At 37.3% G+C, this 16,328-nt stretch carries 14 protein-coding genes; 5 read left to right on the forward strand and 9 right to left on the reverse strand.

The genetic code is table 11. The annotated features are described in order from the left end of the window. The first annotated feature begins 142 nt into the window (after positions 1-142). The 3 genes from A9239_RS20660 (at position 143) to A9239_RS15610 (ending at position 2,524) form a co-directional block, all read left to right on the forward strand. A complete protein-coding gene (locus tag A9239_RS20660; RefSeq protein WP_230629288.1) occupies positions 143-256 on the forward strand; it encodes a DEAD/DEAH box helicase family protein in 114 nt (37 codons plus the stop codon). A gap of 171 nt (positions 257-427) precedes the next feature. Further along, on the forward strand, positions 428-724 hold the full coding sequence (locus A9239_RS15605) for a hypothetical protein (protein WP_048117345.1): 297 nt from the start codon (positions 428-430) through the stop codon (positions 722-724). A 555-nt stretch (positions 725-1,279) separates the two neighbouring features. Then, positions 1,280-2,524 carry an acyltransferase gene (locus A9239_RS15610; RefSeq protein ID WP_048117348.1) on the forward strand — a complete coding sequence of 415 codons (1,245 nt, stop codon included), beginning with the start codon at positions 1,280-1,282 and terminating at the stop codon, positions 2,522-2,524. Positions 2,525-3,573: 1,049 nt separating this feature from the next. On the opposite strand, the gene A9239_RS15615 is transcribed toward A9239_RS15610, so the two are convergent. The 5 genes from A9239_RS15615 to A9239_RS15635 form a co-directional block, all read right to left on the reverse strand. Further along, a complete protein-coding gene (locus tag A9239_RS15615) occupies positions 3,574-4,002 on the reverse strand; it encodes a PKD domain-containing protein (protein WP_048117351.1) in 429 nt (142 codons plus the stop codon). Positions 4,003-5,590: 1,588 nt separating this feature from the next. Next, a complete protein-coding gene (locus A9239_RS15620; protein ID WP_052712810.1) occupies positions 5,591-6,649 on the reverse strand; it encodes a transglutaminase domain-containing protein in 1,059 nt (352 codons plus the stop codon). 420 nt (positions 6,650-7,069) lie between these two features. After that, entirely contained in the window at positions 7,070-8,314 is a 1,245-nt protein-coding gene (locus A9239_RS15625; RefSeq protein WP_048117353.1) for an ABC transporter permease, read from the reverse strand. Positions 8,315-8,443: 129 nt separating this feature from the next. After that, positions 8,444-9,844 (reverse strand): COG1361 S-layer family protein, encoded by a 1,401-nt coding sequence (locus A9239_RS15630; RefSeq protein ID WP_048117356.1) that lies wholly within the window; start codon positions 9,842-9,844, stop codon positions 8,444-8,446. A 9-nt stretch (positions 9,845-9,853) separates the two neighbouring features. Beyond that, entirely contained in the window at positions 9,854-10,813 is a 960-nt protein-coding gene (locus tag A9239_RS15635) for an ABC transporter ATP-binding protein (protein WP_069575372.1), read from the reverse strand. A gap of 1,483 nt (positions 10,814-12,296) precedes the next feature. On the opposite strand from A9239_RS15635, the gene A9239_RS19130 reads away from it, so the two are divergent. Next, positions 12,297-12,821 carry a DUF4405 domain-containing protein gene (locus A9239_RS19130; RefSeq protein ID WP_052712808.1) on the forward strand — a complete coding sequence of 175 codons (525 nt, stop codon included), beginning with the start codon at positions 12,297-12,299 and terminating at the stop codon, positions 12,819-12,821. 65 nt (positions 12,822-12,886) lie between these two features. On the opposite strand, the gene A9239_RS20970 is transcribed toward A9239_RS19130, so the two are convergent. From A9239_RS20970 to A9239_RS20670, 4 genes are all read right to left on the reverse strand, one after another. After that, positions 12,887-13,108, reverse strand: a complete 222-nt coding sequence (locus A9239_RS20970; RefSeq protein ID WP_329957072.1) for a hypothetical protein — start codon at positions 13,106-13,108, stop codon at positions 12,887-12,889. Between the two features lie 66 nt (positions 13,109-13,174). Continuing rightward, positions 13,175-13,678: a DUF169 domain-containing protein gene (locus tag A9239_RS20975; protein WP_329957071.1), complete on the reverse strand. Its 504-nt coding sequence runs from the start codon at positions 13,676-13,678 to the stop codon at positions 13,175-13,177. Positions 13,679-13,830: 152 nt separating this feature from the next. Continuing rightward, positions 13,831-14,025: a hypothetical protein gene (locus A9239_RS20665; RefSeq protein ID WP_230629135.1), complete on the reverse strand. Its 195-nt coding sequence runs from the start codon at positions 14,023-14,025 to the stop codon at positions 13,831-13,833. A gap of 54 nt (positions 14,026-14,079) precedes the next feature. After that, a complete protein-coding gene (locus A9239_RS20670) occupies positions 14,080-14,265 on the reverse strand; it encodes a hypothetical protein (RefSeq protein WP_230629137.1) in 186 nt (61 codons plus the stop codon). A gap of 865 nt (positions 14,266-15,130) precedes the next feature. Between A9239_RS20670 and A9239_RS15655 the strand changes: the two genes are divergently transcribed. Then, positions 15,131-16,328: NAD(P)/FAD-dependent oxidoreductase (locus tag A9239_RS15655; RefSeq protein ID WP_069575374.1), on the forward strand; the 1,198-nt coding region annotated here is incomplete at its 3' end.

Below are 16,328 nucleotides of genomic sequence, written 5' to 3' on the forward strand. Positions count from 1 at the left end.
TTCTGAAAAACTCCTGTTTTTCCTTTTTGAGGAAAATGGAAATTTTTCTTTCTACAGGCCTGAAACTTTTGAGGGGTATCTTACTTAAAACAGGCCTTTGCAGGAAAAGCTACTGGATCTTCCCAAATTGAAGAAAAATGGTTTGCGTGATTGGCAGATAACTGCGATTTCAAATCTTGAGAAATCTTTTAAGGGCAACCGCCCAAAAGCTCTTATCCAGATGGCAACAGTTTCGGGAAAAACTATATTGCCATAACTTTCATTTACCGATTACGGAAGTTTGTGGATGTAAAAAGGTGCTGTTAAAAAGATATTAATAAAAACAAAAATATTATATACATGAAATAGAAACATATCAAAGCAACACTCAGTTTATGAAGTTGAAAAACGAATTCATATAACTTAATGTATTAACAGTGTGATCCCTATGCCCAGAAAATACACCAACAAGACAACCCATTTTATTCTCCACGATGACGGCACATTTGACGTCTATATGAATAAAAAGTTTAAAGAATGTGGACTATATGAGGAAACCTCTGATACTGTAAAATTGAACTACTTCAAACACTCGTCAATATTTCAAAAAGATATTGGATGTTTAATTTCTGAGAATTACAGAATCTGGATAGAGGACAGAATAATTAATGTTCCCGGAGGCATCCTGGACAATGGGGTGTTCATAGCTAACTGTGATGACGGAAGTACCATCCTGAAAGATTGAAGTTTATGGTATTTAGAAAAAATAGACAAAGATTGTTTGGATTCAAGGGAATCCCTTTTCGGAATTTTTCATTTAACTTCTATATTTTTTTATTATATCTTCTAAATTTTCATTTTATTTTCATTCAATTTTCGGAATATTAAATTCAATGGAAAAACATTTTCTATAAAACTGATTCCTATAAAACTGATTTCCACGACTATCCTCTTTGCTCTGTATATTCTAGACTCTTTTTACGTTAGAAAACATAAGCAAAAAAGGGGATTTTTCTAATTCATAAGCCTTGATCTGGAATTCAGTGCTAAACATCAATACTTACTTTACATTCCCTCAGACTCGAAAGCTAAACTCATTAGGACAGGAACTGGAACAAATGGAAAGACTTATTTTATCTGCAGCTCTCGTTATTCAGGAAAGATCTACCAAAAAATAATTACAGGTGTTACGCAATTAAGCTGGAGTTGAACCTCATTTATTAAATCCGGCCATTAAATGCGATTTTGTTATGGAAATTTTTAGATTCTGTTTAAGTAAAATTCTCTTTGAGCAATAAGTATGACCGAGAAGATATACTATCTTGATGGGCTGCGTGGCGTAGCTGCGATTAATGTGATGATAATGCATTTCTTCATTATATTAGTCCCGGCGATGATTTATAGTGATCGTATGCCTTCACATATGGGAAATATTGAACAGATTTTCTCGAGTACACCCCTGGGATTAATTGGTGCCGGGAATTTTTCGGTCTGCATTTTCTTTGTTCTCAGTGGCTATGTATTAACCCAAAAATACTTTAAAAACAGGGACAAAAAAATAATTATAAGCGGCGCAATGCGCCGATATATCCGGTTGTTTGTTCCGGTGTTGGTAGTAACAATATTATCGTTTTTACTGGCATCAACTGGGGTATTCCATTACTATATTGAAACCGTAATGGTTTCTGGAAATAATAATTACGACAACTACTGGACTTTTACTCCAGACATTGTCGATGCGGTTAAGCAAGCGTTGTGGGGATCATTTTTTACAGGAGACGATACATATAATCCGGTTTTATGGACAATGACAACAGAATTTTATGGGTCTATGCTTGTTTTCGCAATGGCCTTACTGTTCGGAGTGAAACGGAACCGTTGGACATTCTACCTTGCTGCATCAGTGCTTTTCTTCAATTCTTACTATTTTGCCTTTATTATAGGTATGGGATTTGCTGACATGTTCAACAGTAAAACCTCGATATTTAAAACCGATATATTTAAAACCGATAACAAAATAATATTATCTGTTATACTGTTTTCAGGATTATTTCTCGGGTCGTATCCTATAGGCACTGTAACAAACGATTCATTATACGCTTTTCTCAATAACGGTCTCTTTGAGATCCCAAAGTTGACATATCATATCCTGGGCGCCGGCATGATTCTGTATGTCTTATTGAACAGCCAATGGATGCAAAAAGTATTTTCCTCTCCAGTGCCAGTGTTTCTCGGAAAAATATCCTATTCGCTGTACCTGATACATTTCCTGATAATAAGCAGTTTTACCTGCGCACTGTTCCTCGCACTGCACCAGATATTGCCATACTGGATAGCTGTTTTTATTTCGTGTTTTTTGTCTGTATTATTAATAATACCCTTGAGCTATTTGTTTTACAAGTACGTCGACATGACGGGCATAGAACTCTCAAAGGCCTTTTATAACAGGGTGGTTGATCCTTTCATATCCAGCATCTCGAGGAACACAAAACAAAAACAGATCTCAAGCACGATTTTCGGAATATACAATAAATTATTTAAATAATTTTTAAGTTTTTTAACTAATTTTTAAGTTTTTTAACTAATCTTTAAGTTTTTTAACTAATTTTTAAGTTTTTTAACTAATTTTTAAATTTTTTAAATAATTTTTAAGTTTTTTAAATAATTTTTAAGTTTTTTAAATAATGCTTTTATGCCTTCAATTTTTCAATCAAAGACTTAAACTTTGTAATCGGTTTCTCGTAAAGCTTCTCTTCTTCCGTATTGCTATTTGAATCAAATATAGAGTTAATCCCTAAAATCAAAACTGCGTCTATGAAGTCGTATTCTGAATATTTAATCGAGCTTCAGATTATGAGCTGATCTAAGAACTCAAATTTCTTCTCTAAAATTTGTATTCCAAATTATAAATTGAGTTTTTGATCATGAAAAGTAGTTCTGAAAACTTACTGGCTTGAGGGCAAAATTGGTTTGAGGCAGGGTCATCATGTGATTTGTGATCATTTGCTTGGAATAATCAGCCTGAAAATAGGTGGGTTTGTAAACTAATATTTTTTAATATAATATAATAAAAACACAATAAATATATATACAAATACTATATTAATAAAATAATATACGTCGTGAAACATATTTTAGGAAGCATTTCAGGTCCTATGTAGTCTTTGGGTGGTAGATTTCTAAAAAAATTGGTGTGCAAAGTTAGAGACTAAAAATTACGTATTTTTTGAGGATATTTATAGGGGGCAATTATTACATAGACAATATGAATACCCTACTTATTTCGACAAAGAGAGTAAATGCAAAAACAGTAAGAAAGCAGGTAATAAAAATAATATAGCAGTGGCTGATTGTGATTTTAAGCAAAAATATAGCAAAAAATTTTATTACTGAGCTCATCCCAAAACCAGTTTTATCTTTACATTAATAAATTTTTAAAGTTGTTTTTGTGATTTATTTTTCATGATCTGAAACTTTACTGATAATTCAGAATACAGGATTCAGATAATTAATTTTGAGTTTTGGCATAAGCTCAATATAAAAACACTGCTTATAAAAGCTGGAAAAGGTAAGTAAATGTTAACTTTTCCAAGTTTATCTAATAACAATATTTTTATGAACCCACAGTTTTCCATTATACCCCTTGCATTTTATAGTCAGACAACTAATATAAAAACCAGTTCTTGAATACTTGTGAACCGGATATTTTAGTGATGAAGTAATTTTTGTTCCTTGTTTATGGGTTCCATCTCCAAAGTCCCATCTGATGTATGTCTCTTTACCTTTTGATAAATCCTTAAATCGTACTATTCTTGGATCAGTACGCGAAGCGGCTACCGCCGTATAATCAATACGATTATGTCCGCCGGTTAGACGTTGCGTTGCCGGAGGAGTTCCTGCACCTAGAGGAGTCTTGGTTACAATACATTTTGCACAGACTCCTTGAGACAATAAAGCTAGTACCATTAATACGGTAAAAACAGATATTGTTATTTTCAGTATAGACTTACTATTATTTTTCATATAATCCTCCTGTTTTTTTTTAGTTTTATTCGGGAGTACACGTAGTAAAAAATTACAGGAGAAATTATCTTATAAACATACTTATTTTCAAAAAATTAAATAAAAAACGTGATGGAAGTTTAAAGCTTGATAAAACTTTATCTTATTATCTAAAAGATGATAACACTATAAATTCATTTAACACTATTTTCAATTCTTACAAACTAAAAAAAAAAGAATATAATACTACAAATCCATTCAACACTGTACTCAATTATTACAAACTTAATAATAAGGACCATGAGAAAGTCATATAATACTGGATCTTAAGACAGCTCTTTATTTCCAGTAAGAGCCGACGAAGTCTCCACAATTTAGTAGAAATGAGCTATTTCAGGTTATAGTTATGACTCATTACATAGTACTGATAGCCATGCTTCTCAACATATCTCCTAGTTGCCTCATTAGTTCTCCTAACCTGTACTGTATACACATATTCCAGTATACTCAAATGGGGTTTTAAAAGAGGATTAATAAGTCAAAAAGAATTTTATTATGTCCTGAAATAATTTCGCAGATTTAAATTGTATCGAAATTTAAAAAAATAATATAACAGCAAGTAAAGTATAAGCTAAACATTGAGTAATTTTAATTCTTTATAGTAAAGGAGCACGATCATGTAAAATAAAAAAATTCGAAGTTTGTTTTATCTCAAAATTATTTTACGTTAATTATGTTGGTTGCAATCCCTTATGTGAAACTTAACGGTAAAAAGATCCGTTGGATCAAAATGAACAAAAGCAAAAAAGTTTCAAAGCGAAATAATTTCAGGACAAAACACAACGAATTGATAGCGATAATAATAATAAAATAGACTTTTCTTGCTTGTCAAATTAAATCCAAATAAAGATTAAGTTTATTAAAAATCATACTACTTTTTAACTGTATAAAACCATAACTTCACGGAAGACCAGAAGGTTTTCATTTCCCATAAATTTAACTCCAACTTCTAGGACGCCGGAAATGAGTTTCACAAACTTTGAAGATCCCGCCGAATTTGCTAAAATCCGGACCGGAACCGGATTTATATTTTAAAGGAAACAAGAGGGGTCCAATTTTAGCCGAAGAATTCGATAGGAACAGCGCCGAGCACCTTCAGGAAGAAATAGCCCAAATAGGGTTGATAATAAATAATTTTTTAAAAAGTCTAAAGATAAACTGTGTGAAGAAAGTCAGGCATACCAGGGTTTGTTTGTTTCAGAAGCCGAGGTTGACTTTATTACTATGGGAGCGCAGATGGTCACGAATATCCTGATCTTTACAGGCTGTCCCATAATTATTTTCGGTAATAAAGGAATTCCTTCTTTTTTGATTTAAGGGTCTTATTTGTTTTTTTTAGCACTTTTTATTACTGTCAATAATTATCGGGCAGTCTGCTTAGGGTGGGATGGCTGCCCGCAATTTGATATTTTGAAGTTGACGGCTTCCATCCCCACCTGCCACCTTCCGGTTCTCACCAGGAGTTGTCAAGGAAGGTGACTTCCCGCCTTAGAGTTAAAATACTTGATAATTCTACGAAGGTCGGAAATACCTTATCCGACAGGAGTGTTCAGTCCGGATAACCTCCTAGCTGCTCGTTTCTGAACATTTGAGCATCTCCATTCTGTTTTCCGGAATAACTTTCCGGTTGTTCGGCCCAGAACACTGGAACATCTCCGTTCTGCTTTCCTACTTCCATAAAGTACTTGTTATTGTAATAATACCAGACTCTTACAGCCGGATATGTACTTTCCAGGTACTCATCATAATCGATGTCTGATACATCGGCAGATACTATAGAGCAGTTGTCATCATCGTAGTAGGGTCCTTCAGTTGGGTCAAGTGGGAACCATTCCCCGTTTTCATAAACTTCTACCCAGGCGTGCCCACCACTGGTATTTCCAAAATCTACTTTCCCTATAGCCACACGCACGGTACTTTCATTATATTCTCCCGAAGCAATCAGCAGGGATGCAAGAGTGTTTGCCTGTTCCTCACAATCACTGACAGGCTCTCCATAATCCGGATTGCTGGAATATGCAGGGGTTTCATCAAGAAACTCTGTTGGAGTAAGCCATTTTTCATCTACACCGTTCAGGGTCTCATCGGATACCCAGGTCCACGATAAAGCGGCTTGATATATCTCGTACTTATCGTCAAGACCATTTTCTTCAAGATAAGAGGTTACAGCATCTGCGTATGGGGTAACACAGGATTGATAGTAGGAAGTGTTTTGCTGCGTTATGTATTGTTCGTCCAGAAAACTCCTGGACCTCATGTCAGGAGATGTCCCTTTTGAAGAGTCTTCTCTGGAGACAGTCGGAGGTAACTGTTGAGGTCTCCCGTTATTATAAGTGGGCTGGAAATTTTGTGGCATATTTCTGTTTCTTTCTCCAGGAGACAGAGTAAATCTCGAATTCGAGTTTTGAAACTCATGTACTCTACTTTCAACAGTACTTACGAAACTGCAGTACTGAACCTCAAGATTCTGAGGTTCAACAAATACCCAATCAAGAGTATTCCTGTATTCTGGACTGCTTCCGATTTCTACGTTCCTAGCGCTCGCACCAGTACAAAGAAATATAGCCAGTATAAGGGCAGCTGTCAAAATTAGATTAATTTTTCTCATTCAATCATCTACCAGTATGTTTTGCAATTTCTTTCATATTCTCACACTGATTTTTTCTGTTCATGGTTCAACATGTCAAAAGTCCAGCTCTGAAACTCAGGTTCTGAAGCCTTCTAATAATATTCACAAATTTTTTCATAGTGTAAAGCCTATTTTTTCCGCAAATTTTCTATATAGATTAAGAAGTTCTGAATGGAAGCAGGAGACGAAAAATAAAGAAGTCTTCAAAGTTTTATCAAAGTTAAACCTTGACTCTTTAACTTTTCTGGAGTCATTTCAAAGAAAGTCATTGAGTCCAGCAACTCATTCAAACTTTTGCTTACCAGTACTGCAATATCTGATAATCTACACCTTCTGTTTTCTTCTTAGTTTCAAATTAAGCAGGAAATTAAGAATGGGTTGAGCCGTTTTCTTTTCCGTTTATTCGTATCTCAGTGCATCTACTGGTTTTAACTTTGAAGCCCTGTATGCAGGGATGATTCCTGAGATCACCCCTATTAAAACTGCCAGGAGAAGCCCGAAAGCCATCAGGTCAGGGGCAAAATAAACTTCGAAAGTGTCTGACCCTCTTCCTCTCATCATTTGCAGACCTAGCACAGGGAAGAGAGTTGAAACACAAGCTCCAAGAATATCTCCAAGGATACCACCAACAAGACCAACCATTGCGGAATTAAAGAGGAAAATCATGAGGATATCCCTGTTTTTTGACCCAATGGCTTTCATGGTCCCGATCTCTTTTGTCTTTTCCAGGACGGAGGTGAACATCGTGTTTGCAATCCCGACGGCTCCTACAAGCAGGGATACGGCTGCAATAGCTCCAAGAAACAGGGTCATTGAACTCGTCATTTCGGTAACAGACTCAGCCATAGATTTAGAAGCTGTCACGGAAAAGTCTCTGTCATCTACCTGAATAATGTGTCTTGAAACCATGAGTTTGTCCACGATATCTTCCATCAGTTCATCAACCAGATCTTCACTCCTGGCTTTCACCGTGATGCTATCATAAACACCTTCTTCTGCGTCATCAAGCAGGTTTACTGCCCCATCGAGCGGCATGTAAATGCTTCGGTCTCCACGTCCACCTTCTTCTTCCAGGATACCAACAACTCGCACGGCTTTACCGTTTACAGTTATTACCTGGTTGACCCCTATTTCCTGGTCATAAACTCCACTTGCAACCACGCTTCCTATAACAGCAACATATTTATCAGCCGGTTCAAGCAATCTTCCAGATTGTGTTTTCAAGGTAGTCATATACCTCCAGACCTGGGGGTCCACACCTGTAATTGAGAGAGTTGCATTTTGCGCTGCGTAAATCACTGATTCACTACCCGATATCTGGCCAGCTATGTACTGTATTCCATCCAGACCCTGGAGAGCTTCAATGTCATCATCTGTCAATTCAGCATCTGTTGATGAACCCCTCATCCCAGGAGGGCCAGGCATGTTGGATGACGCTTTGATATATCCTGGACTTATGGTTATTTTCGTCAGATCCATTTCGGCAAGCCTGCTCTGCACCTGTTCCTGCATAGCATCTCCAAGGGAGAGGATGCCAACAACAGATCCGATCCCTATAACTATTCCAATAATGGTCAGCCAACTTCGGAGTTTGCTATGCACAAGCATGTTCAGGCCCATTTTCAGGTACGTTGAGTTTCTCATCTCGCATCCTTCCGTTCGCTGCTGGGATTTTCGCTCAAGCCTTTTTTAAAAAGGATTGCGGGAGCAGTTTTTTGAAAAGGTTTGTGCTTCTCATCTTGCACCCCCCCATTTTCTATGGAGATTTTCTTTTCAATCTCGAATTGTCCCTGAACCTGTTCCTGAGTCGTGCTTCTGGTCTTCAGACTTTTTATTTCCGGATTCTTTCTCGCGTTCGACCTGTTTTTTTCTGCGGTAAATGAATAACCCTGCTACTGCAACCACTATTAAAACAATATAAGTCAGATATGAACTGAATCTACTGCTGTTACTTGCCGATCCTGATCTTCCTCGCCCCTGTGCATTCACACTTCCGGCAGTTGTTTCGAGTTCTACTTCCTTATTAACAGTTACTCTTTCTCCTTTTGCATCCGTATATTCGATCTGGACTTCCAGGGGATTGGAACCCATGGAAGTTACATTTTTATCTTTCTCGCTTGCTCTTGCAACCCCTGGTGTTCCTCCACTTTCAGCCACTCCAGGACTCTGTGTGCTCACAATATTGAAAGATGCAATTGTATAGTCCCCTTTCTCAAGGTTTCCAACAATCGTTGAAGAGCTTCCTGATACCCTGTAACCGTCCTGATCAGGGACCGAAACTTTCACGGAATAAGCCATGTTGTTGCCCACATTTGCAACTGAAAGAGAAACCTCTCCTTGGTCACTTTCTGAAAAAGAAACATCAAAATCAGTTTTCCCACCAACGAAAAGCCCTGCTGTGGTAGCAATGCTTTTCTCATTCGATTCATAATCTTCAAATTTGAGGTTTACATCCAGAGTGTAGAGTCCAGGATCTGCATTTACATCTGCCATTACCGAGTAAGATACGGTTACGGAGTCACCTGCAGCCAGATACTTGATGTACTTTGTATTATCCGAATATACCGGCAGAATTACCCCTTTTGGGTCTTTCCAGGAAACTACCATATTTTTCAGAGGTGAGTTTCCGGTATTTGTTATTATGAATTCCAGAGGTTCTTTCTGTGCCAGGTCAATGCTTGCTTTGTTTATGGTAACAATCTGCGCGTACTCTTTACCCTTTACCTCGAGCTGGATGGTTTTTGTTGTGGCAATCGTGTTTAATGAGGATCCGCTTTCTTTAGCAGTGGTGGTTATATCGATATCATATGTGCCTTCCGATGCATTTGCATCTGTCATAAGCTTGAACTTGAGGACTGCTGCATCATCATCATCCTGCCGTGCAGTCAGGTAGGAGACCTTTTTTGTTAGTTCTTCTCCGGAAACCTTACTGAAAGGATATTCAGGGTTAACTGTGACAGCGATGTCTTTCAGGTTAGCGTTTCCTACATTTTGCACGTTGACTGTGAGTTCAACAGGTTCTCCAGGACGGGCAGCATCAGGGTTCTGTTTAGCTAGGTTTACTTCCAAAGATGCGGATTTTATGTTCCCATTAGAGGCAAGTGCCGTCCCAGCTCCAAGGTATATGAATACTGAAAACATCAGTATTATTTTTAGCAAAGAGAACTTTTTCATTTTAATTCCTCAATTTAGATTTGCTTCATTTTTCGTACCTCTTTCATTTTTCATACTTTGTTCGTTTTTAGGATGTGTTTCGATTTTTTCAATTTCACCGTCTCGGATGTACACAATTCTTGTTGCATATTTTACAAGTTCAAGGTCATGTGTTACAATAATTATTGTCTTACCTTCACTTTTCTGCAGTCCGTCCAGGAAATCCAGGATATAATCCCCTGTTTTACTGTCCAGGTTTCCTGTAGGTTCATCTGCCAGGATTATAGGTGGGTTTACAGCCAGGGAGCGAGCTATTGCAACTCTTTGCCTCTGTCCGCCTGAAAGCTGGGACGGAAGGTTCTTTTTCTTGTTTGAGAGTCCGACAATGTCAAGCAGATATGAGACTTTTTGTCGGGCTATTTGTCGATTTTCTTCTTGGAATTCCATAGGTAAAAGCACGTTTTCTTCCGTATTCAGGGTTGGAAGAAGGTTAAAGCTCTGGAATATGAAGCCAATCATTTTTCCTCGGACGACGGTGAGTTCGGATTCACTTAGTTCTGAGATGTCTTTTGAATTCAGGCAAACAGTACCTTTTGATGGCATGTCCAGGCAGCCCAGCAAATTCATAAGCGTGCTTTTTCCACTTCCACTGGGGCCCAGGATTACAAGGAACTCTCCTTCATAAATCTCAAGATTTATTCCTTTAAGGGCCGCAAACTCAACTTCCCCCATCTGATAAATTTTCCAGACATCGGTCAGTTTGATAAGTGGAACCTCTACATTCTTGGAGGCATTCCCTGAATCAGGACTTTTAGCAAAATTACGGGCTGGACTGCCGTAAGGGATGTTTTTCGCGATCTCTCCTGGATCATCTATTTCGGAATCATTGTCCGATTCACTGGAGAAACCCGCTGCTTTTTCAAGCGATTTTAAAATATATGAGGCATTTAATTTCGTTTTTAATGTCTCTATAATCTTGGTAAGCGTCATACATACCCTCTAAACCATGTCCATGCTTCAGAGTTGTCGGATTAATTTTGATCCTGTTTGTGTTCTGCTTGAAACATCGAATCTAATAACACACTATGATATTTATTACACTGTTCTTTGGTTTTTCTGTTATTTAACTCTCCTTCTCGAATTACAGGATTAGTAATAGGTTAATAGCAATCCGTGTTTTTGAGGCACCTGCAGGATGCACAGTGCCTCATGTATGAAGTAGGGATTGATAGCTGGTCTGTTTTTGAGGCACCTGCAAGATGCACAGTGCCTCATTTTCTGGAGTGTAGGTTTGACTGCTTTCTTCTATTACTTCTCAATGGGAAAACTTTTGTGTTGATTTAATGGCCACTAAGAGTGGCGAGGTATCATGTTTCTATTTGCTTCATTCCCATAAGTCATACAGGATTAAAGGCATCTGTCAGATGCAGATGCCTTACCTGTCAGTTTTTAGGAGAAGGCAGTCATTTCCTTCATTGGCATTTAATAATAAAAGCATACTTAACAAAAACAAGAAGTATACGGAATTAATTTATCAATGAAGCTTTTCTATGAGTTATTTATTAAATTTAATCTTTAATCACACATTTAAGGAAAAATTAAATCTCAGTAAAGCATTATTTGCTAGAAGATATTCTCAAAAGAATTTTTAGCTTTTCCATATAAGCCATTTCCTTCGACAAAACCAGAGGTTTGAGTGTTGTTTCCCAGTACTTTGACCCAGTTTTGGGATTTTACCTGACACTGAGATGTAAGAATTTTTCAGGACTTATAAGATTTTCTAGACTTATGGCCGAGCCAACAGAATATGCTTATAAGTTGAAAGAGTTAATCCAAATTTATTTACAAAAGTTTAATCTATGAAGACATAACGAAAGTAACCACTATGAAATCCAGGAGTTTTCGCATATAACTTCATTATCTATTTATTGTCAAGGTTTTCTCATAAAATCTCATCTTTTCTCAGATCAATTATACCAGGTTGTTTAAATAATGGAAACTCTGGCTTTCTGGCAAGGTTGGTAAATATGGAGTTCTTTTTCTGGGAGCATTTTAGCCGCTTCAAATTTTTTTTGCTTGATCCTATATATCTGGTTTTTTGCAGACCTGGTTCATATTACTTAAGCAATTAACAAATAAAGGTTAAAATAGCTTAGATTAATGTATATATTTAATAGTTAAGCTTTATTTAAATATATATCTATTATTTAGCTTTTAAATTAAAGGTAAATCTATATTTACCTCCTTTTTTGCAAGTATCTTTATTTCTTTTTCCGTCAATTAAGGGGTATGTACAACAGTTACTGTAGCAGTTACTGTAGCAGTTACTGTAGCAGTTACCGTAGGACAGCAGAACTGCTATGATAAACGGTTCATATGAAGCAAAAACCAATCAAGTGAAAATCAATCAAATAAACTTAAATTGAATATCTTAAAAAAAATATAGCTGTAAATATTAGAACGGAGGGAATAAGTGAGAAAAATAAATCTCAACTATCTTGTAGACCTGGCATTTTTCGTTCAATTTGCCCTGGTCGGTTATTCAGGTCTTATAATGTATTTCAATCACCATGCTGCAGGTCCGATCTTAAGATTGATTCATGATAAGGTTGGAATCCTGATGCTTCTCTTCTTTGTTGTTCATATTGCATTGCACTGGAGATGGATAGTACTCACCACAAAGAATTTTTTCAGAAAAGAAAAACAAACCAAAAAGATGGGAAAAGTAAAACTCAACTATCTTGTGGATTTGGCATTATTCATTCAATTTGCTTTAGTGGGTTATTCAGGTCTTATAATGTATTTCAACCACCATGCAGCAGGTCAAATCCTGAGGTTGATCCATGACAAAGTTGGAATCCTGATGCTGTTTTTCTTTGTTGCCCACATTGCACTTCATTGGAGATGGATAGTGTTCACCACAAAAAATTTGTTTGGAAGGCAGAGAAAAATTAAAGAGGGTGAAGTTATTGAGGCAAACTACATGCCTGTGGACTAAAGTCGGTAAAAATCCGAGAGTCGAAAAGAATTTGAAGGTAAGGAAATCCATTTCCCTATATACCATCACTTCTCTGTAATCTTTGTATATGGTTTTATAGCTATACGATTCTTAGGATATGCGATATTACTCCGCTTGCAGATAAAGGATTCCTCAAGGTCGGCTCCCATTTGCTGCGCCAGCTTCGAAGGAATACCCATTATCATTAATTCGGGAGACAGCCAAGGGTTTCCTGTAGGATCAACAGGCCCAACATAAGCCGAATCTTTCGGGGCATTTTCTGCCATGCCTGCCGGGAAAGCGATCATTGTAGCGCAAATAGGCCCTCCGGGTATCACGGTTTTAAAATAGGGCTAAGAGCTGCTGAACTGTGCCAACCCGCAGAGGTTCCTGATCTGCTCGCTGCCTGCAAAGACAATAAAAGACCTGACAGTTTCAGGTGCCAGGTTGTAAGTACACGGAGCAATGACCGTATATTTGCCATGTGGAAGGATTTTTCCTGCTCGTTCTCTCTGTTCATCGAATAACTCAGGGGTTGCCTTTAAATGCTCGGCAGCGCCTCCATGGAAGTCTGGGGTGCCCACAGTTACGAAGTACTTAAGTTTTGGATGCGGTTCGGCAAGTCCCATCCAAGCCATCCCACCGGCGCAACACTGTTCGTGTCTTGCCTCAATATATATTGGGGGCGTCTCTTCAAAGAGAGCTGAAGTGTAAATCGCCTTTGCTACACAACGAGCTACTTTATATGATGGGATTGCACCCTCAGAAATTTCATCCGTACCGTAAACACATAATGGACGTAATTTCAACCTGCCAGCTTCGGTAAGCTTTTTTCCCAGTTCTTCAAGGCCTAACATAATGAACCCTCCATTAAACTAACTGACAGTTTCTCCGAATTTCTCCGAATAATTACTCTTTCAACCATCCTTTTTCCATCCAGTAAGCGCAGTTATGCGTCCAATGTTCTTTATTGGCAAGAATTACATACTTAAACCATTTTCTCCAGGCTTCATGTCTGGCCTCCGCACTGGATTATAAAATTATCCATAATTCTAGGTACAAAGTCGAGCTCATCGCTGTCTGCAGTCGTCAGCGAAAGGCCGTATTTTCCATCAAATAGTTGTTCATGAATAACAAGCGGGCTTCTATCAAACATTATCTTGAGCTGAGCTGTTACATTTGTTATATAGTTCGGGCTACTCAAAAATATGTCGTCAGCATCCAGGAGTTTTTTTCAATACAATCTCATAGTCATCTTTTATTGTGCACACCCCAGTTTCATGACAGGAATTGCATGCAGTGTAGTATTTGATCTTCGTTTTGGCAATATCAACTGACCAACTTCTGCTCCTTCTTCGGAGGCTCCATCCAGAGTGGTGTTCAGTAGTTTTAAAGTATTTCTGTGTTTACCTCTTGGGCTTGACTGTATCCCGACGATCTTCATAAGTTTCTCCTCGGTTTATTTCTATAAAATTACAATACTGTATTCAGTAAAAACTTTACTACTTTTTATAGTTCTTAAAGAGCGAGAATCGAGGCAAATAACTACAACACAAAGTTTTTCTATTTTTTGAATCTAATTTTTAGTATTTTGGAATTTACTTTATGATATTGTATATTAAGTAAATAATAGTCCAATATGGTTTTATATAGAAAAGTTCTAATATCTGTACAACATATTAACTATATATAAAAAATGGGGGTGATGGTAGTGGCACAATCAAATAAACTTGTAAAATATCTAGTCCTCGGTGTTTTCGTTGGAATGTTACTGGTTTATCTTAAGTTTAAGAAAGTAAACATTGAAAAATAAGTCCCAAAGGGACTTTATCTATACCTTTTTTATACCGAAAAACTTTATTTGTCTTAAAAAATTTTAATGCATAACAACTAATACACTGAAAAATAAATAAGCAAGATGTTTAGCTTTGCAAAAGCTACCTGAATAGTTTCAAGTAACGTTCTAGCCATAGCAAGTAGTGTGCTAGGAAAACAAACTACGTTTTTATATAAGCTACGTTTTTGGTGGTTTTCACCATACCAACTGTTAACTATAAATACTATTTTTTTCTCTATGGTACCCTACAAATATAAGCCATGACTCAAATATAAGTAGATCATAAATTATATAATATGGTTAATACATCCTATACTTAAAATAATTTTTATAGTTATAACATATTTTGTTTAACATATTTTATTTAATCCTTCCACTAATATGGAATTCCGTTGTGAGTTGAGAAAAATAAGGTGCATAACTGCATTTAACTATAACTTAATTCACTGGAAAAATTGAGGTAGTTAAGGGTATGAAAAGATACGATGTAATTGTTGTTGGGGCAGGCATAAGTGGGCTTCTTGCAGCGCTTACGCTTTCAAAGCATGGAAAAAAAGTCCTTGTTCTTGAAAAAAGACGAAATCTAGGCGGGAACTGCAACAGCTACATGGTAGATGGCTATCAGGTAGATACAGGAGCACACGCAATTACCCATCTGATTGAAGGACCTCTAAAGAGATTAATGGATAACTATTTTGATTTTCTACCTGTGTTTGAAGACTATGGGCACTACTATATTCGGACTGAAAATGCTTTTGTCAAAGTTCCTTCCAATCTGAAAGATTTCGTGACTTTTGATGTGCTTCCAAGAAAGGACAGGTTATTGCTTTCCCAGATCCTTACAAAAGCCTTTACCCTTTCTTCATTCGGAATAGACCTTTCCAACCAGTCAGTATACGATTTTCTACCAAAAAATCTTTCAAAGGACACCTACGATTTTGTGGATACTATATCAGCTTTTCTCTCTGGCAGGTCAATGAAGGAAACCTCTGCCCAGCGTGTTCTGTCGGGAAGCAGTTTTGTAAGGGACAGCATCACCCAGGAACAGTTTGATGCAATGATCGGAAGACTGGAACCAAAAAAATCTCAATCTACAGAGTCGATCCTTGCCTCAATTCTTCCATATCACCTCCACGCTTCCCTTCAGGCCAGGATGACAAAGGTCACCCAGCCCTTTACTTCCCTTGAAAGGCTTGCAACAAATAATATAAATTATTCTCAGGGCTATCCCAGAAAGGGGTTAAAAGCTCTGCTAGATGCCATTCTTTACTCTCTTCCGGAAACCGTTGAAATCAAAAATGAATGTGAAGTTAAATCCATCCTTGTACAGGACGGAAAGGTTTCAGGCGTGGAAGCCGATGAAATCTATAGCTCTGACCTTGTTATCTACACAGGTTTTGCAACCGAGCTTCCCAGGCTTATAAAAGATCTCCCTGAGGAATATAAGGCAAATCTTGGAGGTATAGTTCACAGTAAAAGCCTGACCATCTGGCTTGGACTGGAAAAAGAGTTTCCCAATTTTAATTATACAGGCTCAGAGATCTGGTTCAAGGACTTCGCCTACTGGGCAACTCCAATAAGTAACTATGACCACTCGCTTGCTCCAAAGGATAAACAGCATATTGGATTTTACTTTGTAAATGATGAAAATAAAAGCGACGAACACGAGA

This window comes from Methanosarcina sp. A14, assembly GCF_001729375.1.
GTDB lineage: Archaea > Halobacteriota > Methanosarcinia > Methanosarcinales > Methanosarcinaceae > Methanosarcina > Methanosarcina barkeri.